This is a genomic window from Haemophilus parainfluenzae, assembly GCF_003253005.1.
GTDB classification, from domain to species: domain Bacteria; phylum Pseudomonadota; class Gammaproteobacteria; order Enterobacterales; family Pasteurellaceae; genus Haemophilus_D; species Haemophilus_D parainfluenzae_M.
This window is the reverse complement of sequence record NZ_QEPZ01000003.1, coordinates 55861-78926: the sequence shown is the minus strand read 5'-3', so window position 1 is coordinate 78926 and position 23066 is coordinate 55861. Positions and strand designations below refer to the sequence as shown.

Sequence of the window (23066 nt, the reverse complement as noted above, 5' to 3'; positions counted from 1 at the left end):
AGATACACGAGTCGTAATACAACCCCACCTTAATTCGACAGTTATTAAATCCCATTTTCACAATCCAAGAGGGGATAAAGTGCGGTCAGAAAATCGAATGATTTTGCGAGCCTAGCTCTCGTTTGATGAGTTTTAATCACAAAAATGTTTCATATTCTGATAGAATAGTCAGACTTTTTTGTTGTCTTAAAAAGACAACTCGGTTGACAGGATGTCACCGAGCCATATTCATCAACAAGGGGGTATTATGGTTGCAGTTCGTGGTTCTCACTTATTAAATCCGCAAGATTTTGTGATCGAGCAATGGTGTTCGAGCCTTAAACTTCCTACCGCCACTGAAAAATCCCTGATTGATGCCTGGTATTACGCTCAAGCTAAAATAGCTGAACATGTCGATAAAATGGAAAATGCAGTGCTCACATTGCAATCCGGTGTGGAAATGGTGGAAATCCTGCATGAAATGAATATGGACAGTGAGAGTTTGCTCACTGCGATGCTATTCCCATTAGTAGCCAACCAACTCGTAGATTGGGAACAAATTCAAGAAGATTTTGGTCCTAAAATCACCAAATTACTCAAAGGCGTGGAAGAGATGGATAACATCCGTCAGCTCAACGCCAGTCATTCTGCTAATGCCTCTCAAGTGGATAATGTACGCCGTATGCTCCTCGCTATGGTGGACGATTTCCGCTGTGTGATCATCAAACTCGCCGAACGCATTACCTTTCTTCGTGATGCGGAAAATCATTTTTGCGAAGAAGAAAAAGTGTTGGCTGCCAAAGAATGTTCCAATATTTATGCCCCGTTGGCAAACCGTTTAGGTATCGGTCAATTGAAATGGGAGCTTGAAGATTACTGTTTCCGATATTTGCACCCAGAACAATATCGAAATATTGCCAAATTATTACATGAGCGCCGCTTAGATCGTGAGCGGTATATTGCGAATTTTGTCACAGAATTAACTGGTTATTTAAAAGAAAATATTGATCAGGTTGAGGTTTATGGTCGCCCAAAACACATCTATAGTATTTGGCGAAAAATGCAAAAGAAACATTTGGAATTCAGTGGTTTATATGATGTAAGAGCGGTTAGAATTATTGTGCAAAAATTGCAGGATTGTTATACCGCGCTTGGTATCGTACATACACATTTCAAACATTTACCAAAAGAATTTGATGACTATGTTGCCAATCCAAAACCGAATGGCTATCAATCCATTCATACTGTGGTATTGGGCAAAGGTGGTAAGCCAATTGAAGTGCAAATTCGTACCCAGCAAATGCATGATGATGCCGAACTTGGTGTAGCCGCACACTGGAAATACAAAGAAGGGACGACCGGTAGCCTTTCTGCTTACGAAGAAAAAATAACCTGGTTGCGTAAATTACTTGCATGGCAAGATGATATTACGGATTCTGGCGAAGTGATGGCTGAATTGCGTAGCCAAGTCTTTGATGACCGAGTATATGTGTTTACGCCGAAAGGTGAGGTAGTAGACTTACCAGCTGGTTCTACACCGCTTGATTTTGCTTATGCGATCCACAGTGAAATTGGTCACCGTTGTATTGGGGCGAAAGTTGGTGGACGTATCGTACCATTCACTTATCACCTACAAATGGGTGAGCAAGTGGATATTATCACGCAGAAAAATCCAAACCCAAGCCGAGATTGGGTCAACCCTAACTTAGGCTTTACCCATACCTCAAAAGCGCGCGCCAAAATCCAAGCGTGGTTTAAGAAACAAGATCGTGATAAAAATGTTCCAGCGGGTAAAGAGCAGTTAGATAATGAACTTGCTCGTTTGAATATCAGTTTGAAACAGGTTGAGCAGCTTGCCTTGCCGCGTTATAACTTAAGAAACCTCGAAGATTTATACGCCGGTATTGGTAGTGGGGATATCCGTTTAAATCAGTTGATGAATTTCTTGCAAAGCCGATTGATTAAAGTAACGGCAGAAGAAGCGGATCAAGAAATTCTCCGTCATGTGGCGAGTAAAAGTGCAAATACTGCACAGCAAAAGGCGCAGCAGAAAGCCGAACAACAACAGAATAACGGTTATGTTATTGTTGAAGGGGTCGGTAATTTAATGCACCATATGGCGCGTTGTTGTCAGCCTATTCCTGGTGATGCCATTGCAGGCTACATTACGATGGGACGAGGTATCTCAATTCATCGTTGCGATTGTGAACAGTTCATTGAATTGCAAGCGGCACATCCTGAACGCGTGGTGGAAGCCCTTTGGGGAGATAATTACGCAGCAGGCTTCCATATTTATATTCGCATTGTGGCGAGTGATCGTAATGGTTTATTACGCGATATTACGACTGTGCTGGCGAATGAAAAAGTCAGTGTACTAGGTGTTTCAAGCCGTGCGGACACCAAAAAACAAGTGGCAACGATGGATATGGAAATTGAACTGAAAAATGTCGAAAGTTTAAGTAAAATACTGGCCAGATTAGCGAAGTTAGACGACGTTATCGAAGCAAAACGTTTATAGATTACAACATAGGAACTTTTATGTATAAAACCACGGGATTAACCCATTTAATTAACTCCACAAAATATTCTTTACAAGGTTTAAAGAGTGCATTCAAAAATGAAACTGCATTTCGCCACGAATGTTTTCTTGCGTGCATTCTGATTCCGCTCGCATTTTTGTTAGGTGACACTAAAATTGAAATTGCCTTGATGATTTCATCGGTTTTACTCGTGATGGCAGTGGAGCTGTTAAATAGTGCAGTTGAAGCGGTGGTGGATCGTATCGGTACAGAACGCCACGAGCTTTCAGGAAGAGCGAAAGACCAAGGCTCAGCAGCGGTATTCATCGCCCTTTGCATTGTTGTCGTGGTTTGGGGAAGTATTTTATTTTTCTAAAGTGCGGTCAATTTTCAGTAACAATTTCGGCTTATGTGTTTTACATAAGCCCTTTTTGTAGGTGAGAGCGGGCAAAATTTTATTCCTCTGTTTTTGTGTATCTGATATAAATAAGAAAGATCATTTAAACAGGAGGACTCTATCATGATAACAGTCTCAGCTTTAGGTGCGTTAATGGCGCTACTTGTTGCTATTTTCCTTATTTTGAAAAAAGTTAGGTGAAACCAGAGCATTATTGGCTTTAGCGTTGGCCACATTAATTTTAACCGCTGTTGGTGTATTTATTGATGTTGCCGTGATTACGGTCTCTCCAATTGCTTTAGCACTTGCTCGTCGTACTGACTTATCAAAACCCGCTATTCTCTTAGCAATGATTGGTGGAGGAAAAGCCGGAAACTTAATGTCACCCAATCCTAATGCAATCGCGGCAGCAGATACGTTCCATTTTCCTTTAACGTCAGTGATGATGGCAGGAATTGTTCCTGCTATTTGGGGCTTAATATTGACATATTTCTTAGCAAAACGTTTAAAAAATAAAGGTTCGCGTGTTTCAGCCCAAGAAGTTGTCGTAGTCGAAACACAGAATTTACCCTCATTTTTGACCGCACTTTTTTATTTTATCCCCTCGGATGAAATCTTTCGTGAAGGTGTTTCAAGCGTTCTTTAGCTACGTGAGTATAGATTTGCGTGGTGGAGAGATCGCTGTGTCCGAGGAGCATTTGCACAACACGGAGATCCGCACCGTGGTTCACTAAATGCGTCGCAAAAGCATGACGGAGAACATGTGGTGAAAGGGCATCCGTATCGATTCCCGCTAACACAGCATAATGCTTTATACGATGCCAAAAAGTTTGGCGAGTCATTTGCTGAGCTCGTTGACTCGGAAAAACTACATCTGAACTTTGTCCATTAAGCAAAATAGGACGACCATAAAGTACAAATTGTCGCACCCAAAAAGCGGCTTCTTCTCCCATTGGCACAATGCGTTCTTTGTTACCTTTACCAATCACACGCACGACACCTTGTTGTAAATTCATATTTTCAATGGTGAGGGTGACCAACTCTGTCACACGCAATCCAGTGGCGTAAAGTAATTCCAACATGGCTTTATCGCGTAACTCGAGCGGAATTTCTACATCTGGCGTATTTAATAAATCTGTGACTTGTTGCTCGGTTAAATACTTAGGCAAACGGCTTGGTAGTTTAGGCGAACTCAGTACGGCACTTGGATCATCCGTACGATATTTCTCACGATATAAATATTGAAACAATTTTCGCATCGCACTTAGCATTCGTGCGGTGCTGGTGGCTTTATAACCTTGCTCTAAACGGCTGCCTAAAAATTGTTGCAGATCTAATGGCTCGAGCGTTTCGAGAGATAAATTTTGTTTATCCAACCAATCACACAGTGCGGTCAAATCGAGACGATAAGACTGCACGGTGTTTTCAGACAATCCTTTTTCTATCCAATATTCATTCAAGAACAAATCGACTAGTGTGAGGTTATTCATGTTTACACTCTATGGGGTAAAAAGGCTTTTACACCACGTGGGGTGATAAATAAACCAATGAATGCAAAGGCGGCCATTAAGCTGAAAGCATAAACTGGTGAAATTGGATAAAGCACGCCAGAAAGTGCGGTGAAAATGGCAATGGCTGCACATCCTGCTAAGGCATTGTATAAACCTTGTAATTTCGCAATATGGTTTTGTGGTTGAGTCGTGATATAACGCACAGTCGCGTAATGCCCTGCCACATAAGTGAGGCTGTGAAAACATTGCAATAGAACGATTTCAACAAAGGTATCGGCATAACCAAAAGCAAGCCAACGTACGATAGCCGCGATGCCTGTGAGATAGAAAAGGGCCGTAATACTCCAATTTTTGAATAATCGGGTGGAGAAGAAAAAGACGACAATTTCTATTAATACGCTGATTCCCCAAAATAAGCCCGCATCGGAAACAGAATGACCGTGGTTTGTCCAGAAGATAGTACTGTATGAGTAATAAGCCGCGTGCGATCCTTGAATCAGTGCAATAGCAATAAATAAACGAAGTGTCGTTTTATTTTTGAGTAAGCCTAAAAATCCAACAGAATTTTCGACCGCACTTTGTGGCTCATCTTGTGGCATTGGATTAGGATGAAGTAATTGCACAATACTATAGAAAATAAGGATGCCCGTCATCATCCATGTGATGTATTGTTCACCAATTATCCCCGCTAAATACCCAAACACCATCACGCCGACAACAAATGCAAAGGAGCCAATCAAGCGTACTTTGCCGTAATCTAAATGAATTTGTTGTTGCCACGTACTCGCTAGGCTATCACCAATCGGCATCCCCGCGGCATTTACCATGGAATACAAGGCAAGTCCAATAAATAATAACCAGAAATTATGCGACATGAGCCCAATTAACGCCATGGTGGCAGCACTGGCAACAGCTAAGTAGCGTAAGCCATTCACTAAAAGGGAAACGCGTTTTATCAAGCCAGAAAATAAAATACTGCCGCTAAAACGGAAAATATAACCACAGGCCAGCAATAAACCGATGCTTTCTTCACTATAAGATTGCGTTTTCAACCACGCAGGGAAAAGAGGAAGAAATACACCGTAGGCACAATAGTAACCAAAAAAGCTCAGGGTGAGCCAGGTAAAAGGACGAACTTGCATTAGAATAATTTTTCCATTTCTTGTGAGCGTGCCACACAGGCCTGCATCGCTTGTTTAATGATGTTGTTAAATTGATGTTGATTAAACACATTTAATGCGGCTGCGGTGGTACCGCCTTTTGAGGTGACATTTTCTCGTAAAGTCGAAAGGGCTGTCTGTGGATTTTCAATCACCAACTTCGCTGAGCCTAACATGGCTTGTTGTACCAACTCACGAGATTGCTTTTCATCTAAGCCCATTTCTATTAAGCCTTGTTGCATAGCCTCTAAAAATTGGAAGAAGTAAGCAGGGCTACTGCCAGATGCGGCAGTGACTGCATGCATTTGATCTTCATCCGTCACCCAAGTGGTTTTCCCGACTGCAGAAAGTAAATCTTCCGCAAAAGTGCGGTCAATTTCAGGCGTGTTTTTGTCCGCAAATAAGCCTGCCATACCTTCACCCACTAATGCAGGCGTGTTTGGCATCACGCGAACAATGGATTTTGCTGTTGGGATGAGTTCGGCTAATCGGGCAGTAGAAATACCCGCAGCAATAGAAATGATTAATTTATCAGAAAAATCAACCGCACTTAATGGCTTGCAAACATCAGCGAGGACTTGCGGTTTAACCGCAAATAAGACTACTTGAGATTGTGTGATGGATTGCTCGTTATCCATAGAAACCGCGACGCCATATTGAGCAAAAAAAGCACGTTTCTCTTCATTAGGATCATTAACGATAATTTTGTCGGCTGGATAACCTTGTTTTAATAGGCCTAACACAATGGCTTGTGCCATATTGCCACCACCGATGAAGGCAATTAATTTCTGTTGCATCATTTTTTCCCGTGAGTTTATGGGCTACAATGTCGCGTATTTTACCCTATTATGAAGGAAGTGTACGATGTGGTTTAAAAATTTAATGTCATATAGGCTGACTAAGCCCCTAGATTGGGATCTTAATGAATTGCAACGCCAGTTGTCAGATTGTGAATTTCATCCTTGTGGCTCACAAGATCAAAGTAAATTCGGTTGGACGAATCCGTTGAAAGGCAGCGAATTATTGCATTTTTCAGTCGGTAAACACATTTTGTTGGTCGAGAAAAAAGAAGAGAAAATGTTGCCGGCTAATGCGGTGAAACGTGAATTAGATGAACGTATTGAAAGCCTTGAGCAAAAAGAAAACCGTAAATTGAAAAAAACGGAAAAACAAACGTTAAAAGATGATGTGGTGATGAATTTATTGCCGCGTGCGTTCACTAAAAATCAGCAAACTGCCGTGTGGATTGATACCGAAAATAATCTTGTTCATGTTGATGCAGCATCCAGTAAACGTGCAGAAGATGCCTTAGCATTATTGCGTAAATCACTTGGTTCGTTACCCGTTGTGCCGTTAGTTTTTGCGAATGAGCCTTCTACGATTTTAACGGATTGGATTGTGCAGGAAAAAATCCCGCATTGGTTGGTGGCGTTAGAAGAGGCCGAACTGCGTGGAAGCCAAGAAGACAGCGTGATCCGTTGCAAAAAACAGCCTTTAGAAAATGAAGAGATCCTCGCGCTTTTACAAGATGGCAAAAAAGTGGTGAGCAAACTCGCATTAGAATGGGAAGATACGCTGACTTTTGTGTTTAATGAAGATTGCACGCTCAAACGTTTAAAATTTGCCGATGCAGTGCGTGAGAAAAATGCGGATATTTTAAAAGAAGATTATGCGCAACGCTTTGATGCTGATTTTGTATTAATGACGGGCATTTTATCTAAGCTGACAGAAAATTTACTCGATGAATTCGGTGGCGAGAAAGTCAGATTAGGCTAGTTTTAATCATGAAATAAAAAGGCGAACATGATGTTCGCCTTTTGTTGATCTAAAAGTGCGGTCAAATTTCCGCACGTTTTTAATTAGTGAGTACTCGTACTGGTTGTCGTACGGTTTGCACGTTTACGATCGTTTTCCGTTAAGAGTTTTTTACGGATACGGATCGACTCTGGTGTCACTTCCACTAACTCGTCATCATCGATAAACTCGATGGCTTGTTCAAGTGTAAATTTCACCGGTGTGGTTAATACGATGGCATCATCTTTACCTGATGCACGCATATTGGTGAGTTTTTTACCTTGTAAACAGTTTACCGTTAAGTCATTTGTACGGCTGTGAATACCGATGATTTGACCTTCGTAAACTTCTACGTTGGCTTCAATCATTAATTTACCACGCTCTTGTAAACCGAACAGTGCATAAGCCAATGCTTTACCTGTTGCGTTAGAAATTAATACACCGTTTTTACGTTGGCCGATTTCACCTGGTTTGATGTCATCGTAGTGATCGAAACTGGAGTAAAGTAAACCGGTACCTGACGTCATCGTCATGAATTCACCACGGAAACCGATTAAGCCACGGCTTGGGATGATGTATTCTAAACGTACACGACCTTTGCCATCTGGCATCATGTCACGAACTTCACCTTTACGGATACCTAATGCTTCCATCACAGAACCTTGATGTTGTTCTTCTACATCGATAGTCACTTGTTCGTACGGCTCTTGTTTTTTGCCGTCAATATCACGATAGATTACTTTAGGGCGAGAAACCGCGAGTTCATAACCTTCACGACGCATATTTTCAATTAATACAGAAAGGTGTAATTCACCACGGCCAGAAACACGGAATTCATCTGGGTTTGGTGTTTCTTCTACGCGTAATGCCACGTTGTGAACTAACTCTTTGTTTAAACGTTCAAGAATTTGACGAGAAGTCACATATTTACCTTCTTGACCTGCAAACGGAGAGGTGTTTACACAGAAGAACATGGTTACGGTTGGCTCATCAACGGTTAATGAAGGTAAGGCTTCAACGGCGTTGATATCGCAAATAGTATCCGAGATATTTAATTCACCTAAACCAGTAATCGCGATAATATCACCTGCGTAAGCAATATCTTCTTCATAACGTTGTAAACCAAGATGACCTAATACTTGACCCACACGACCTTGGCGAGTTTTACCTTCGCCATCAATAATCGTTACAGGTTGATTTGGTTTAATTGCACCACGTTTGATACGACCGATACCGATAACACCCACATAGCTGTTATAGTCTAATTGTGAGATTTGCATTTGGAATGGTGCATCAAGTTCCACTTTTGGCGGTTCAACGTGTTGAACGATCGCTTCAAATAATGGGGTCATATCTTCCGCTAAATCTTCGTGTTCAAGCCCTGCGACACCATTTAATGCTGAAGCATAGATAATAGGGAAGTCTAATTGCTCATCAGTTGCGCCAAGGTTAACGAATAAATCGAATACTTGATCCACCACCCAATCAGGACGTGCGCCTGGACGGTCAACTTTGTTAATCACTACAATTGGTTTTAAACCATGAGCGAAGGCTTTTTGTGTCACGAAACGCGTTTGTGGCATTGGGCCATCAAAGGCATCTACGACTAAAAGTACAGAATCCACCATAGAAAGTACACGTTCTACTTCACCACCGAAGTCGGCGTGTCCTGGGGTATCTACGATGTTAATGCGATAACCATTCCAGTTAATTGCGGTATTTTTTGCAAGAATGGTAATGCCACGTTCTTTTTCAAGATCGTTTGAGTCCATTACGCGTTCATCAACATCGCCGCGAGTTGATTCAAATGTACCGGATTGTTGAAGGAGTTTGTCAACGAGGGTAGTTTTACCATGGTCAACGTGAGCGATAATTGCGATATTGCGCAATTTATTAATATCAATGTCGTTTTTCATTTATTACGTTCTTAATGTTTAAGTTTTGTAGGGTGGAATTTTTATGCCACCAAATAGTCCAAGTAGTTTAAATTGGTGAGTCAAACTCACCCTACGAGAATCTCGAAAGGGCAAAAATTATACACGATATTTCGTTGCTCTGCTATGCCATGGAATAAAATAAATCTTATGAAAAAGGCAAGCAATTGCGTTATAATGCTCTTTTAATTTTATAAAGATTATACACATAGCAAAATAGAGGACTCCTTATGCCAAATGCAAATGCAATTGCCAACGTATTCAAACTGATCGAAGAGAACGATATTAAGTTCGTGCTACTTCGTTTCACCGACATTAAAGGTAAAGAACATGGTGTTTCCATTCCAGTTAGCCTTGTCGATGAAGATATGTTTGAAGATGGCAAAATGTTCGATGGCTCTTCTGTTGAAGGTTGGAAAACCATTAACAAAGCCGATATGCTTTTAATGCCAATTGCTGAAACTGCAGTAGTCGATCCATTTGCGCAGATCCCAACACTTTCAATTCGTTGTAGCGTTTATGAGCCAACAACCATGCAAAGCTATGATCGTGACCCGCGTTCAATTGCTATTCGTGCTGAAAACTATATGCGTTCAACCGGTATTGCGGATCAAGCATTCTTTGGTCCTGAGCCAGAGTTCTTCTTATTTGATGATGTACGTTTTGATGTATCAATGAACCGCGCTTCTTTCGCCATTGATGATATTGAAGCTGCTTGGAATACCAACAAAAAATACGAAGGTGGTAACAACGCTTATCGTCCATTGAAAAAAGCTGGTTACTGTGCGGTTGCTCCAATTGATACGGCTCATGATATTCGCTCTGAAATGTGTTTAATTTTAGAAGAAATGGGCTTAGTCATCGAAGCTCATCACCATGAAGTGGCAACCGCAGGTCAAAACGAAATTGCAACGAAATTCAACAGCTTAACCTTGAAAGCGGATGAAACACAAATCTATAAATATGTGGTACAAAACGTTGCATTAGAACACGGTAAAACCGCTTGCTTTATGCCTAAACCAATCACGGGTGACAATGGTTCAGGCATGCACTGCAATATGTCATTAAGCAAAGACGGTAAAAATATTTTCCAAGGTGATAAATATGCAGGCCTTTCAGAAACCGCACTTTACTACATCGGCGGTATCATTAAGCACGCTAAAGCATTAAATGCATTCACTAACCCAAGTACTAACTCATACAAACGTTTAGTGCCGGGTTTTGAAGCGCCAGTATTGTTGGCTTACTCTGCAAGCAACCGTTCTGCTTCAATCCGTATCCCCGCAGTAACCAATCCGAAAGCAATTCGTATTGAAGCGCGTTTCCCAGATCCATTGGCAAACCCATATCTTGCATTCGCAGCATTATTAATGGCAGGTCTTGATGGTGTAGTAAACAAAATCCACCCAGGTGATGCAATGGATAAAAATCTCTACGATCTTCCACCGGAAGAATTAAAAGATATTCCAGCGGTAGCTAGCTCATTAGAAGAAGCGTTGAATTCATTAGAAAAAGACTATGAATTCTTAACGCAAGGTGGTGTCTTTGCTAAAGACTTTATCGAAGCATTTATTAATATTAAACGTAAAGAAGTAGAACGTTTAAATATGACACCACATCCTGTTGAGTTTGAGATGTATTATGCTTAATGAAAGTTTCGATAAGGATTAAATTAACATGGAAAGTGCGGCGAATATTAGCCGCATTTTTCTTATAAATGTATTAGAACTTTACAATATCTTTGCATAACTTTTATTGTTAATAAGAGCTATATTCTGTAAAATTATGAAAAGTAAAATATTTTAAATAAGGTATAAGTATGAATGATATTAATTATCAAAATAATAACGAAATAGATTTAATCGAGCTAATAAAAGCATTATGGAATAAAAAGATTTGGATTTTACTATCGGCTTTTTTTTGTACCGCTATTGCGGGTGTTTACGCATTTACAGCAAAAGAGCAGTGGACCTCAACAGCTATTATTGTTACACCACGTTCAACTGATTTAGGTACATTATTGCCAGTTCGTGCAGAATATGCTCGTATTATTGGTGATGGTGATTTTTCAGATGGGAAATTATCAGGTTCTCTTTATGGGCAATTTAAACATTTCTTACTTTCTAACGATTTAAAACGTCAATTCTTAGAGCAATCTGAATGGGTTAAAAACTATACCAAAGATATGACGGAAGAACAAAAAAGAAAATATATTGAAGAAACTGTTTCAAAATATCTTATTGTTCACGAAGTTGACCCTAAGAAAAAAGATTTAACTGAATTAGATAAAATTGGTTTAAAACTCACTTTCTCAGCAGAAACTCCAAAAGATGCACAACTTGTATTAGATCAATATGTTGAGTTTGTTAACCAATATATTTTAAATCAAACAAATCAAGAATTTAAACTCGGTTTCAACTTGCGTTTAGATGCTTTAAAATTTGCTAAAGAGCAAATGGAAGAAAGTTTAACCGAAACTAAAACGATTCAAGTAGAAAACTTAACTAACGCATTAAATATTGCGAAAAAAGCAGGGATCAGTGATTTCTCGAAAGGTAGTAACAATACAATTTCAGTACCTGAATATATGTTAGGTGAAGGGCGTTTAAACATCTCAGATTCTAAACTTGCAGACGGCACATACCTCTTTATGCTAGGTGAAAAATATTTACAAGCTCAATTAGATATTGCCAAAAACAGCCCGGTTGTTTACCCAACAAACTATTACAGTACAGAAAGACAGCTTGCTAAATTAACAAAATTAGCACCGCAATTGGAATCAATTGAGAATGTAAAAGCGTATTATTATTTAAGTTCACCAGATTACCCGGTTCAACGTGATTGGCCTAAACGATTGATTTTACTTATTGTAGGATTTGTTTTTGGAGTAGTACTTTCATCATTAATCATTTTAGCTAGAGAAGTATTTTCAAATAAGGCATAAATATGAAAGATATTAAAATTATTATTGCTACACATAAACAACATTTTATGCCCTCAGATGATATGTATCTGCCATTACATGTAGGTAAATCAGGGAAAGAGGAACTTGATTATCGAGGCGATAATACTGGTGATAATATTTCAGATAAAAATCTTAATTTTTGTGAGCTAACAGGACTTTATTGGGCGTGGAGAAATTTACCTAATGATTATTTAGGTTTAATTCATTATCGCCGTTTTTTTAGTGTAAAAAGCCGAATGGAGCGTAAAAAGAACCCGTTAGAAACACTCTATTTAACATGCGAAGAAGCGAGTCAATTATTAAGCCAATATGATGTAATCGTACCAAGTAAACGCAATTATTACATTGAAACGCTTTATTCACATTATGCGAATACCTTACATGCCGAGCATTTAGATGTAACTCGTGAAATTATTGCTGAAAAGTGCGGTGAATTTTTAGGAAGTTTTGATGCGGTAATGAAACAGCGTGGTGGCTATATGTTTAACATGTTCATTATGTCTAAAGAATTAGTGAATGATTATTGCAGTTGGCTATTCCCCATTTTATTTGAATTAGAAAAACGTATTCCTGCGGAACAATATTCTGTTTTCCATGCACGTTTTTATGGACGTGTCAGTGAGTTGTTATTTAACGTTTGGTTAAAACAATATTCTCAATCTAAACTATTAAAAGTGAAAGCAATTCCATTTGTTTATGGTGAGAAAATAAATTGGTTGAGGAAAGGAACTGCATTTTTAATGGCTAAGTTCTTTGGTAAGAAATACGAAAAAAGTTTTTAATAGAGGAATATAGAATGAAATTATTCACAATTGGTCCAGTAGAAATGTTGCCTGAAATCAAGAAAGTTAGAGGTGAACAAATACCTTATTTTAGAACCGATGAATTTTCAAATATTATGTTGGAGTCTGATAGGCTCATAAAAAAATTGATGAATTCGGGAGAAAATTCTAAATCTATTTATTTAACCGCTTCAGGTACAGCTGCAATGGAAGCAGCGTTAATGAATTGTATATTACCGACAGATAAATTATTGGTTATTAATGGAGGTACATTTGGAGCTAGATTTAGTCAGATTTGTGATATTCATGAGTATGATTATTGTGAGATAAAACTCGGAGGTAATGAGGAATTAACATATAAACATCTAGAAGAATATGAAAATATAGAGTTCAATGCTTTAGTTGTAAATATTGATGAAACTTCTACTGGTCAATTATATGACATAGAGTTACTTTCGCAATTTTGTAAAAGAAAAGGAATGTATTTAATTGTTGATGCGATTAGCTCTTTCTTATGTGATCGATATGATATGAGTAAATATGATATTGATATAACAATTATTAGCTCTCAAAAAGGCTTATGTATTGCTCCAGGACTATCTATTGTAGTACTTAGTGATAGAATTGTTACTGATAGAATATTAGTTAATAATGTTAAATCTCTTTATTTTAATTTTAAGGAATACATTGCTGATTTTGAAAGAGGACAAACTCCGTTTACTCCTTGTGTGGGTATTTGTTTGGAGATGCATAAGGCATTAGCTATAGTTGATTCTATTGGTATTGATAAGTATTTGAATAATATTAAAACGGTTGCTCTGGATTTTAGAAATAGAATAAAGGATTTGCCAGTTTCAATTCCTAGATTTCCATTAAGTAATGCTATTACTCCGGTAATTTTTGAGAAGCCAATTGCAACTAAAGTATTTACTACATTAAAAAATGAATATCAAATGATGGTAAACCCAACAGGAGGGGAAAATAAAGAATATTCTATTAGAGTTGCTCATATAGGAAATACGACAGTAAATGATAATGAGAAATTAGTTTTAGCTATAAAAGAAATTCTTAAAAATATATCTTAGGGAATAAGATGAAATGAAAAAAGTTATAACCTATGGAACATTTGATTTATTTCATGAAGGGCATTTAAATTTACTTAAGCAAGCAAAATTGTTGGGTGATTATTTAATTGTTGGTATCACGTCTGATTATTTTGATAAATGCCGCGGTAAGTATAATGTTCATGATTCACTAATGACTAGGATCTCTAATGTTCAGGAAACAGGACTTGCGGACGAGATTGTTATTGAAGAATATTTTGGACAGAAAATAGATGATATTAAGAAGTATGGTATTGATATTTTTACTGTCGGTTCTGATTGGGTAGGTTATTTTGATTATTTACGAGAATACTGTGAGGTTATTTATTCTAAAAGAACTAAAGGCATCTCAAGTACCCAAATTAGAAATACTCATTCGCTAAAATTGGGTATTATAGGTGGGGAGAAAATTGTTGATAGATTTTTATCTGAAGTTAGTTTTATCAGTGGTGTTAGCATAACAGGTGTTTATTACGCCGGTCCAGTTTCTTCTGAAAAATGTAAAGAGTTATATGAATATAATAGCCTAAATGAGTTTTTCTCTCAGAGTGATGCCGTTTATGTTAATGTACCTTTAAAATATAGATATAAACATATAAAAGAATCGTTACTCAATGGTAAACATGTTCTTACAGAATTTCCTTTTTCAAATAACTATGATAATGCAAAAGAGCTAATTGAACTTGCTAATGCACGTAATTTAGTGTTGATGGAGGGCTTAAAAACGGCATATTGCCCAGCATTTACGAAAATGATTTCATTGGTTAAAAGTGGAGTTATTGGAAATATATTAAATATTGAAGCTAGGTTTACACAAGTTCTTGAAGATGATCTATTTAATGAACAAACTCGTATTTCTGGTGGGAGTATTGAATCGCTAGTTTCTTATCCTTTGCTTATTGTATTTAAATTACTAGGAATAAATTATGAAGATATTTCATTTACATCTCATTTTGAAAATAATATTGATATCTTTACTAAAATAGATTTACGTTATTCTAACTCTATAGCTAGTGCAACAGTTGCGATTAAAGCTAAAGCGGAAAGTAATTTAATTATTGCTGGGACTAAGGGATATATATATGTCCCTGCGCCATGGTGGAAAACAGAATTTTTTGAAGTATGCTATGAGAATATAAATAATAATAATAAGTACTTTTATAAGTTTGAAGGTGAGGGGTTAAGATATGAATTAGTTGAATTTATTAGAACTATTCAAACTAATTCGGTACAGAACAATTTATTGAATTATAATGAAATGTTAGCTGAGACTAAAGTGATCGATTTATTTTTATCTAACTATAATGTGAAAAAATTTTAACGAGAATAATATATGGTAATAGAATCTCTACACGCAGAAGAAATCTGTGGATTTTATGTTGACGAAAAAATGAAATTAGTTTGGAAAACTGAATTAGAATTACTTAAGAAGTTTATTTCGGTATGTGAAAAATATAATCTGAAATATTATATGGCTGGAGGGTCATTATTAGGTGCAATTAGACATAGTGGATTTATTCCATGGGATGATGACATTGATATTGATATGCCTAGGGATGATTATAATAAATTGCTTGAAATTGCAAAATATGAATTTACGGATCCTATTTTCTTTCAAACTACATATACAGAACAAAATTATGTTAGACCTCATGCACAAATTAGAAATTCAAATACAACAGCTATTGTTAGTCATGAAAAAGGACTATATTTTAACCAAGGAATTTTTATTGATATCTTTCCCTTGGATTCAGTACCAACAAATAAGATAAAAAGATATTTTCATTCAAATATATTAAAGCTTCTAAGCATTATTTTGAAAGCAGGCATTATGATTAATCCTGTAAAAAACCCTAGTAGATTGAAATGTTTAGCTCATTATCTTGTGATGCCTATCTTCAAGTTATTTGATTATAAGAAATTGTTTCATTTATTTGAAGATATTTGCTCTAGATATAATAATAACAAGAATTTACCTATAGGAGAAATTTCCTTTGATTATAGAGATAAATGTATTTGGCCAAGAGAATGTTTTAATGATATTACTATAAAGGATTTTATGGGACTTAAAGTAGCTTGCCCTATCGGATACGATACTATACTAAAAATTACTTTTGGAGATTATATGACCCCTCAGCAGGAAGCATCTTATCATGGTAATATTATTTTTGATACAGAAATTAGCTATAAAGAATATTTAGAGAAATAATTATGTTAAGTTTAATAAAATCTTTTTTGAAAAACTCATCTTTTATTTACTATGCTTGTAAAGCAGTTGTTGTTTATAGTTTATTAATGCTAAGGGGTATTATTTATTTCTTATCTTTTTTGATTCCATTAAAATCGAACAGAATATTGTTTAGAGCATATGAGGGGAGAGGGTATACTTGCAACCCTAAAGCTATTTCAGAATATATATTAAACAAAACTAACAAATATGAAATTATTTGGGCATTTAAGGAGCCTGAAAAGTTTCTTCATTTGCAAGAGAAAAATATAAAACTAGTTAGAGTATATAGCATTAGATATTATTATTATTATATTTCTTCATCAATCCTAATATTTAATGATTTTTGGTCATCATTTATTAACCCTAGAAAGAAACAAATATTTATTAATACATGGCACGGCAGCGGCGCATTAAAATGTGTTGGATTATGTACTATGCCACATCCAGTAGATAAACGGCTTTATAAAATGCGGCATTCATTTGGATATTTAATCTGTGGCTGTCAAAAATTTAAAGATATTAGGGAGATATCATTTGGAGATAATATAATAGATCTAGAAATAGGTTTGCCTAGAAATGATATTTTTTTTGAAAATGAATTGTTAAAAAGTCAGATTATTTCTAAAGTAAGAAAAGAGCTTGATATTGATTCTTCGTTAAAAATTGCTTTATATGCTCCTACTTATCGTGAAAATTTTGCAAAAGAATTATACGGATTAGATATTTCTAGTACTTTGAGTTCATTAGAAAAGAAATTTGGTGGTAAATGGGTATTGTTAGTGAGAAGTCATTATTTTAATACTAACGATAGTGAAATAGATGGTTCTGTTATTGATGCCTCTTCATACTCTGATATGCAAGACCTATTATTAGCTTCGGATGTGCTCATAACTGATTATTCTTCATCTTCTTGGGATTTCTCATTACAATATAAACCATGTTTCTTATATATGCCTGACTTAGATACATATAAAAAGGATTTTAGTTTTTATAACTCTATCGAAAGCTTGCCTTACCCTAAAGCTAGTACGAATGAAGAATTAATGAATAATATTACAGAATTCAATTATGAAGAGTTTAAAATAAAATTGATTGAGTTTTATACTGAGTTTGGTAATTTTGATAATGGAAAGGCTTCAGAAAAACTATATAATAGTATATTAAACGGTGCATATGATAAATATTAAGAATATAGTTCTAACATTTATATTTTTATTTTTTTATACAGCTAATGTATTTTTTTCTAATATATCTAATTCACAGTATTTTATTAGTCTAGATAATCATGAAATGATTTTGAGTAAAATCAAGATTGTTTTATATGGAATAGGTTTTTTATTAATATTTTTTTACAAGTTTAATAAGTACTCATTGTTAGATTATCTACTTATTCCAATTTTTATTTTTTCATATTATTATTCTGGAATAGGCTTGACATTATTTTTCCTTTTTATTTTTTCTAAGTATGTTAAATTTGACTTAATTCTAAAATGTTTTCTTATATCTATTTTTTGTGGTGCTTTATTTGTATATATTACATATTTATTTGATATGTATGAATACTCAGATGTTAATTTTTATAGAGAAAATAGTGATGGGGAGACTGTTTTCAGACATCCATTAGGATACGTTTTTTCTACATATTTACCTAATGTGTTTTTATATGTTTCTCTATCTTGGATTGTTCTTAGAAATCATAAGCTTTCTGTTTTTGAATCTATATTTTTATTATTTCTAAATTATGTATTATATGATTTTACAGATACGAGAACTGTGTTTTATCTGGTTAACTTATTAATATTTTCTCTGATTTTTATAAGAATATTTAATATAGATTATAAAACAAGAGTTTTGGGTAGGATTTTGAAATTTTTAACAATATATTCATTTTTATTATTTTCTTTGTTATCAATATTAATACAAGTTTTTTATGATCCAGGCAGTAGCTGGATGTTTGCATTAAATAAAGCGTTAAGTGGTAGATTAGCATATGGATATTACGCTTATGATACATATGGCCTTTCTATTCTTGGTCAACATATAGAGTATGTAGATTTACTGGATGTAAATCAATACAATAAGTTATTTGTAGTTGATTCTGGTTATTTGAAAGTATTATTGGATCAGGGGATTGTTTTATTTATTTTTATCTTTCTTGGTTTTTTTAGATTGGGAAAGAGAATTGTGCTTAAAAATAATATTTATCTTGGGTTGGCTATTATATTTTCATTGATTAACATAATGATAAATCCTCATTTATTACTTATAACATTTAATCCATTTATATTCTTGTTGGCGTATGATAATAAGAATAAAAATTCAGTATATATATAATTAAATATGAAAATAAGAACGCTTAAATTTAATTTTTTAATGAATATGTTATTAACGGTATCTAATTTCTTATTTCCATTATTAACATTTCCTTATGTTTCTAGGGTGCTAAGCCCAATTGGAACGGGGAAAGTTGCATTTGCTTATTCTATTGTTTCTTATTTTAGTATTTTTGCCGCCTTTGGTGTCGCTAATTATGGTATCCGAGCTTGTGCGCAAGTAAGGGATAATAAAGAAAAATTATCAAAAATAGTGCAGGAAATATTACTCATCAATATGGTATTGATGAGTTTTGTCTATATCGTCTATTTTTTAGGTATCGTTTTTATTCCTGAATTAAAGGCTGAGAAAACACTTTTTTTAATTTCTGGTTTAAATATTCTATTCACAATTGTGGGGGTGGAATGGCTATATAAAGGAATTGAGCAGTATTTTTATATTACTATCCGTTCCATTATTTTTAAATTAATTGCTTTTTTACTTGTTTTTACATGTGTTAAAACTGAGGCGGATTATAGTGCTTATGCCTTTATCATTATTTTGGCTACCGTTGGTTCAGGTGTCGTAAATTTATATAATTTGCGGAAAATAATAACAATTAAATATTTTTCAAATTATGACTTTAAACGCCATCTTAAACCAATGATGACTTTTTTTATTACTACGATTGCAGTCTCTTTTTATGTAAATGTGAGTGTGGCATTGCTTGGTTTTATGCAAGGGGATGAAGAAGTTGGTTATTATAATGCAGCATATCGCATAAAAGATGTGATGGTAAGTATTGTTACTTCGTTAGGTGCCGTTTTATTACCAAGATTAAGTTATTATATTGAAAATAATATGTGGGATAAGTTTAATGATATTTTGTCAAAATCAACACAATTTATTTTTATCTTATCTCTTCCTTTGGTTGTCTTCTGTATTTTATTTGCAAAACCATCAGTTTTGATTTTGGCTGGTTCTGCTTATTCAGGCTCGATTGTTCCGCTGCAAGTATTAGCGTTAATTATTTTTATTGTGGGGTTATCTAATTTAACAGGGATTCAGATGCTTATTCCACTGAAGAAGGAAAAATATCTATGCTATTCTGTGGTGATTGCTGCTGTAATCAATATGGTGCTTAATTTAATCTTAATTCCAGAATACGGAGCAATCGGTGCGGCAGTTTCTGTAATGGTGGCTGAGTCGAGTATTTTAATCTATCAGATTTATATATTAAGAGCTTATTCTCAAGTACTATTTGGTGGAATCAGTTATATGCGAATTATTATGGCATTATCTTTAGCTATTAGTGTATCAATATGGCTGAATATAAATCTGAATTATAATGAGGTTATTGTATTTTTAGTAAGCGCGAGCCTGTTTTTTATTTGTTATTTAGGTATTTTATTGCTGTCTAAAGAACCTTTTATTTTTACTATTCTAAATCAAATTAGATCAAAATTAACTAAGAACTAGGAGATGGATATGAATTCGGCAGTGATTTTTGCAGGTGGAACAGGTTCTCGTATGAATTCTAAGGTATTGCCAAAGCAGTTTTTAAAAGTTTATGGTAAACCAGTGATTATTCATACCCTAGAAGTTTTTGAAAATTGCGATGAAATTGATGAAATCATTGTAGTGATTTTGCAAGGATGGGAACGATATTTGCAATGTTTATTAGAACAATATCGTATTACTAAAGTTAAGAAAGTGGTTACAGGCGGTGAAACTGGGCAGCAATCTATTTATAATGGATTAAAAGAAATTCGTGATGGTGTTGTCTTGATTCATGATGGTGTCCGCCCATTTATTTCTAGTCAGCTTATCAAAGAAAATATTGAAACTGCAAAGGTCAATAAAATTGCTATTACATGTGTAAAAGCAAAAGAAACTTTAGTCTCTGTTGAGGATAATAAAATTAACGGCGTGCTTAAACGTGATATTTCTTATATAGCACGTGCACCGCAAACTTTTGATGTGTCTTTGTTAAAATTAGCACACAAAAAAGCGATAGAAGACAATAATTTTTCTTTTGTAGATTCTTGTGCAATTGTAAAACATTATTTCCCTGAATCGGACTTTAATATTGTGGAATGTGGTTCTGAAAATATTAAGATCACAACGCAAGAGGACTTTTATTTAGCTAAGGCTATGTTCTCTTTAGAGGAAGATGAGCAGCTTTATGGTTTTAAACGTGGTGATGAGAAAAAATAATGAAAGATCTAGTTTTAAAAGAAGATTTAGAATTTCTTTCAGATAAGGTTTTTAAAGAAGGAAAATTTAATCGTTCAACAGTATTAGTCACTGGCGCTACAGGTCTTGTTGGCTCCTTAATCGTAAAAAGTATGCTGTATGCTAACCAGGTATTAAATGCTCAGATTACAGTTTTAGCTAGTGTCCGAAATTTAGAAAAAGCAACAGATACTTTTGCTGATTTTTCAAATGAAAGTTTAATATTTGTGACAGATAGTTTGTTATCTCCCTTGTATTTTGATCAAAGTATTGACTTTATTGTACATGCTGCAAGTATTACTGCTTCAAAAGAAATGGTAGAAAATCCAACAGGCGTACTATTAACAGCATTTGAAAGTACAAGGAATTTACTGGAATATGTGAAGTCACATCCAAGTTGTAAGATGGTTTATATTTCTTCAATGGAATATTATGGTCAGGTTAAGGATGATTATACTAATGTTACTGAAGATAAATTAGGTTATATTGATCTTAGTAAACCACGTAGTTGCTACCCTGAAAGTAAGCGAGTTTGCGAGACACTATGCAATGCTTATGTAGTGCAATATAATCTGAATGTGTGTAGTGCAAGGCTTGCTCAAACATTTGGAGCGGGTGTACCTCTTTCTGATAACCGTGTATTTGCACAATTCGCGAAAAGTGCACTCAATAAAACGGATATTATTTTACATACTATGGGGCAATCTGAAGGTAATTATTGTTATACGGCAGATACGGTGTACGGTATTTTTGTTCTTTTGCAAAAAGGCGAGAAAGGGCAAAGTTATAATGTCGCTCGCAATCATAGCACCATTTTAAATATGGCAAAAATGGTTGCAGATAAAATTGGTAACAATCAAATTAAAGCAGAAGTTCGTATTCCTGAAAATTTAGGTGGTTTGGGATATGCTCCAGATGTTAAATTAAAACTAAATTCAGATAAACTTAAATCATTAGGTTGGCAACCTGAAATGGATCTTGAGAATATGTTTAAACGTATGATTAGAAGCTGGGAATTACAGGAATAATAAAATGAAGAAATATGATTATCTTATTGTTGGAGCAGGTCTTTTCGGCTCAATTTTTGCTTATGAGGCGACTAAGCGTGGTAAAAAATGCTTAGTAATTGAAAAACGTGATCACATTGGGGGAAACTGCTATACCCAAAAGATTGAAGGTATCAATGTGCATAAATATGGTGCTCATATATTTCATACAAGCAATAAAGTTGTTTGGGACTATATTCAGCAATTTGCTGAATTTAACCGTTTTACTAACTCTCCTGTAGCTCGCTACAAAGATGAATTGTATAGTTTACCTTTCAATATGCTTACATTTAATAAAATGTGGGGCGTTATCACACCAGAAGAAGCTGAAGCTAAAATTAAAGAGCAGATATCAAAAGAGAATATTACAGATCCTAAAAATCTAGAAGAGCAAGCTATCTCATTAGTTGGCCGCGATATCTATGAAAAATTAATTAAAGGTTATACTGAAAAGCAATGGGGACGGGAATGCACAGAACTTCCAGCATTTATCATTAAACGTTTACCTGTTCGTTATACCTATGATAACAACTATTTCTATGATACTTATCAAGGTATTCCAATTGGTGGTTATACAGGTATTTTTGAAAGAATGTTAGAAGGTATTGAAGTAAAATTGAATATCGATTTCTTTGCCGAACGTGAATATTACGAAAGCGTAGCTGATAAAATCGTATTTACAGGAATGATTGATGAGTATTTTGAGTATCAATTTGGCAAATTAGAATATCGTAGTTTGAGTTTTGGTAATGAAGTATTAGACATGCCAAATTATCAAGGTAATGCAGTTGTGAACTATACTGAAAGTGAAGTCCCTTATACACGTATAATTGAACATAAGCACTTTGAATATGGTACGCAAGATAAGACGGTGATCACTCGTGAGTATTCAAAAGAATATCAAGAGGGGGATGAACCTTATTATCCAATTAACGATCAGCGTAATAATGAATTATATTCAAAATATAAAACATTAGCAGATAATGTATCAAATGTTATTTTTGGAGGTCGTTTAGCTCAATATAAATATTTTGATATGCATAATATTATTGCTGAAGCTTTGGCATGTTCAGCTAAAGAGCTAAATTAAATAAGGAC

The 23066-nt window shown here is 35.1% G+C and carries 19 protein-coding genes and 1 pseudogene; 16 read left to right on the top strand and 4 right to left on the bottom strand.

Going from position 1 to position 23066, the window contains the following annotated elements; genetic code table 11:
• Nucleotides 1-247 precede the first annotated feature (247 nt).
• The 3 genes and pseudogenes from relA to DPV97_RS04725 form a co-directional block, all read left to right on the top strand.
• Nucleotides 248-2497 (top strand): GTP diphosphokinase, encoded by a 2250-nt coding sequence (relA, locus tag DPV97_RS04735; RefSeq protein WP_070714789.1) that lies wholly within the window; start codon nucleotides 248-250, stop codon nucleotides 2495-2497.
• 20 nt (nucleotides 2498-2517) lie between these two features.
• On the top strand, nucleotides 2518-2874 hold the full coding sequence (locus tag DPV97_RS04730; protein ID WP_049374693.1) for a diacylglycerol kinase: 357 nt from the start codon (nucleotides 2518-2520) through the stop codon (nucleotides 2872-2874).
• A 211-nt stretch (nucleotides 2875-3085) separates the two neighbouring features.
• Nucleotides 3086-3484 (top strand): annotated as a pseudogene (locus DPV97_RS04725) (GntT/GntP/DsdX family permease); the annotation flags it as partial.
• 7 nt (nucleotides 3485-3491) lie between these two features.
• On the opposite strand, the gene xerD reads toward DPV97_RS04725, so the two are convergent.
• Genes xerD through proC form a run of 3 tightly spaced genes read right to left on the bottom strand, consistent with a single transcriptional unit; the run spans nucleotide 3492 to nucleotide 6363 of the window.
• On the bottom strand, nucleotides 3492-4385 hold the full coding sequence (gene xerD, locus DPV97_RS04720; RefSeq protein ID WP_005698164.1) for a site-specific tyrosine recombinase XerD: 894 nt from the start codon (nucleotides 4383-4385) through the stop codon (nucleotides 3492-3494).
• A 2-nt stretch (nucleotides 4386-4387) separates the two neighbouring features.
• Entirely contained in the window at nucleotides 4388-5548 is a 1161-nt protein-coding gene (locus DPV97_RS04715) for a 3-phenylpropionate MFS transporter (RefSeq protein ID WP_070714794.1), read from the bottom strand.
• The gene (gene proC, locus DPV97_RS04710; RefSeq protein WP_070714795.1) at nucleotides 5548-6363 is read right to left on the bottom strand and encodes a pyrroline-5-carboxylate reductase; all 816 of its coding nucleotides are present in this window, start codon (nucleotides 6361-6363) and stop codon (nucleotides 5548-5550) included. Before proC ends, DPV97_RS04715 begins: the two co-directional genes overlap by 1 nt.
• 67 nt (nucleotides 6364-6430) lie before the next feature.
• On the opposite strand from proC, the gene rdgC reads away from it, so the two are divergent.
• Nucleotides 6431-7342: a recombination-associated protein RdgC gene (rdgC, locus tag DPV97_RS04705; protein ID WP_070714797.1), complete on the top strand. Its 912-nt coding sequence runs from the start codon at nucleotides 6431-6433 to the stop codon at nucleotides 7340-7342.
• Between the two features lie 83 nt (nucleotides 7343-7425).
• On the opposite strand, the gene typA is transcribed toward rdgC, so the two are convergent.
• Nucleotides 7426-9276 (bottom strand): translational GTPase TypA, encoded by a 1851-nt coding sequence (gene typA, locus DPV97_RS04700; protein ID WP_070714801.1) that lies wholly within the window; start codon nucleotides 9274-9276, stop codon nucleotides 7426-7428.
• Between the two features lie 248 nt (nucleotides 9277-9524).
• Here typA and glnA point away from each other — a divergent pair, with 248 nt between their 5' ends.
• From glnA to glf, 12 genes are all read left to right on the top strand, one after another.
• Nucleotides 9525-10943: a type I glutamate--ammonia ligase gene (glnA, locus tag DPV97_RS04695; protein ID WP_070714803.1), complete on the top strand. Its 1419-nt coding sequence runs from the start codon at nucleotides 9525-9527 to the stop codon at nucleotides 10941-10943.
• Nucleotides 10944-11113: 170 nt separating this feature from the next.
• Nucleotides 11114-12238, top strand: a complete 1125-nt coding sequence (locus tag DPV97_RS04690) for an LPS O-antigen chain length determinant protein WzzB (RefSeq protein WP_083313316.1) — start codon at nucleotides 11114-11116, stop codon at nucleotides 12236-12238.
• Nucleotides 12239-12240: 2 nt separating this feature from the next.
• On the top strand, nucleotides 12241-13041 hold the full coding sequence (locus DPV97_RS04685) for a DUF4422 domain-containing protein (RefSeq protein WP_186821766.1): 801 nt from the start codon (nucleotides 12241-12243) through the stop codon (nucleotides 13039-13041).
• Nucleotides 13042-13055: 14 nt separating this feature from the next.
• Nucleotides 13056-14126: a pyridoxal-phosphate-dependent aminotransferase family protein gene (locus DPV97_RS04680; protein ID WP_070714808.1), complete on the top strand. Its 1071-nt coding sequence runs from the start codon at nucleotides 13056-13058 to the stop codon at nucleotides 14124-14126.
• A 13-nt stretch (nucleotides 14127-14139) separates the two neighbouring features.
• On the top strand, nucleotides 14140-15465 hold the full coding sequence (locus tag DPV97_RS04675; RefSeq protein ID WP_070714810.1) for an adenylyltransferase/cytidyltransferase family protein: 1326 nt from the start codon (nucleotides 14140-14142) through the stop codon (nucleotides 15463-15465).
• 12 nt (nucleotides 15466-15477) lie between these two features.
• Entirely contained in the window at nucleotides 15478-16353 is an 876-nt protein-coding gene (locus tag DPV97_RS04670; RefSeq protein ID WP_070714812.1) for a LicD family protein, read from the top strand.
• 2 nt (nucleotides 16354-16355) lie between these two features.
• Nucleotides 16356-17561: a CDP-glycerol glycerophosphotransferase family protein gene (locus DPV97_RS04665; protein ID WP_083313317.1), complete on the top strand. Its 1206-nt coding sequence runs from the start codon at nucleotides 16356-16358 to the stop codon at nucleotides 17559-17561.
• 244 nt (nucleotides 17562-17805) lie between these two features.
• On the top strand, nucleotides 17806-18708 hold the full coding sequence (locus DPV97_RS04660; RefSeq protein ID WP_133253112.1) for a hypothetical protein: 903 nt from the start codon (nucleotides 17806-17808) through the stop codon (nucleotides 18706-18708).
• Nucleotides 18709-18714: 6 nt separating this feature from the next.
• Entirely contained in the window at nucleotides 18715-20166 is a 1452-nt protein-coding gene (locus DPV97_RS04655) for a flippase (RefSeq protein ID WP_070714816.1), read from the top strand.
• Nucleotides 20167-20175: 9 nt separating this feature from the next.
• Nucleotides 20176-20904 (top strand): IspD/TarI family cytidylyltransferase, encoded by a 729-nt coding sequence (locus tag DPV97_RS04650; protein WP_070714818.1) that lies wholly within the window; start codon nucleotides 20176-20178, stop codon nucleotides 20902-20904.
• On the top strand, nucleotides 20904-21950 hold the full coding sequence (locus DPV97_RS04645; RefSeq protein WP_070714820.1) for an NAD-dependent epimerase/dehydratase family protein: 1047 nt from the start codon (nucleotides 20904-20906) through the stop codon (nucleotides 21948-21950). Before DPV97_RS04650 ends, DPV97_RS04645 begins: the two co-directional genes overlap by 1 nt.
• A gap of 4 nt (nucleotides 21951-21954) precedes the next feature.
• Nucleotides 21955-23058: a UDP-galactopyranose mutase gene (gene glf / locus DPV97_RS04640; protein WP_070714822.1), complete on the top strand. Its 1104-nt coding sequence runs from the start codon at nucleotides 21955-21957 to the stop codon at nucleotides 23056-23058.
• The last annotated feature ends 8 nt before the right edge of the window (nucleotides 23059-23066 follow it).

What these genes read in the sequence shown, in the direction of transcription:
- relA (WP_070714789.1), top strand. Translation starts at nt 248, where the DNA reads ATGGTTGCAGTTCGTGGTTCTCACTTATTAAATCCGCAAGATTTTGTG.
- DPV97_RS04730 (WP_049374693.1), top strand. Translation starts at nt 2,518, where the DNA reads ATGTATAAAACCACGGGATTAACCCATTTAATTAACTCCACAAAATAT.
- xerD (WP_005698164.1), bottom strand. Translation starts at nt 4,385, where the DNA reads ATGAATAACCTCACACTAGTCGATTTGTTCTTGAATGAATATTGGATA.
- DPV97_RS04715 (WP_070714794.1), bottom strand. Translation starts at nt 5,548, where the DNA reads ATGCAAGTTCGTCCTTTTACCTGGCTCACCCTGAGCTTTTTTGGTTAC.
- proC (WP_070714795.1), bottom strand. Translation starts at nt 6,363, where the DNA reads ATGCAACAGAAATTAATTGCCTTCATCGGTGGTGGCAATATGGCACAA.
- rdgC (WP_070714797.1), top strand. Translation starts at nt 6,431, where the DNA reads ATGTGGTTTAAAAATTTAATGTCATATAGGCTGACTAAGCCCCTAGAT.
- typA (WP_070714801.1), bottom strand. Translation starts at nt 9,276, where the DNA reads ATGAAAAACGACATTGATATTAATAAATTGCGCAATATCGCAATTATC.
- glnA (WP_070714803.1), top strand. Translation starts at nt 9,525, where the DNA reads ATGCCAAATGCAAATGCAATTGCCAACGTATTCAAACTGATCGAAGAG.
- DPV97_RS04690 (WP_083313316.1), top strand. Translation starts at nt 11,114, where the DNA reads ATGAATGATATTAATTATCAAAATAATAACGAAATAGATTTAATCGAG.
- DPV97_RS04685 (WP_186821766.1), top strand. Translation starts at nt 12,241, where the DNA reads ATGAAAGATATTAAAATTATTATTGCTACACATAAACAACATTTTATG.
- DPV97_RS04680 (WP_070714808.1), top strand. Translation starts at nt 13,056, where the DNA reads ATGAAATTATTCACAATTGGTCCAGTAGAAATGTTGCCTGAAATCAAG.
- DPV97_RS04675 (WP_070714810.1), top strand. Translation starts at nt 14,140, where the DNA reads ATGAAAAAAGTTATAACCTATGGAACATTTGATTTATTTCATGAAGGG.
- DPV97_RS04670 (WP_070714812.1), top strand. Translation starts at nt 15,478, where the DNA reads ATGGTAATAGAATCTCTACACGCAGAAGAAATCTGTGGATTTTATGTT.
- DPV97_RS04665 (WP_083313317.1), top strand. Translation starts at nt 16,356, where the DNA reads ATGTTAAGTTTAATAAAATCTTTTTTGAAAAACTCATCTTTTATTTAC.
- DPV97_RS04655 (WP_070714816.1), top strand. Translation starts at nt 18,715, where the DNA reads ATGAAAATAAGAACGCTTAAATTTAATTTTTTAATGAATATGTTATTA.
- DPV97_RS04650 (WP_070714818.1), top strand. Translation starts at nt 20,176, where the DNA reads ATGAATTCGGCAGTGATTTTTGCAGGTGGAACAGGTTCTCGTATGAAT.
- DPV97_RS04645 (WP_070714820.1), top strand. Translation starts at nt 20,904, where the DNA reads ATGAAAGATCTAGTTTTAAAAGAAGATTTAGAATTTCTTTCAGATAAG.
- glf (WP_070714822.1), top strand. Translation starts at nt 21,955, where the DNA reads ATGAAGAAATATGATTATCTTATTGTTGGAGCAGGTCTTTTCGGCTCA.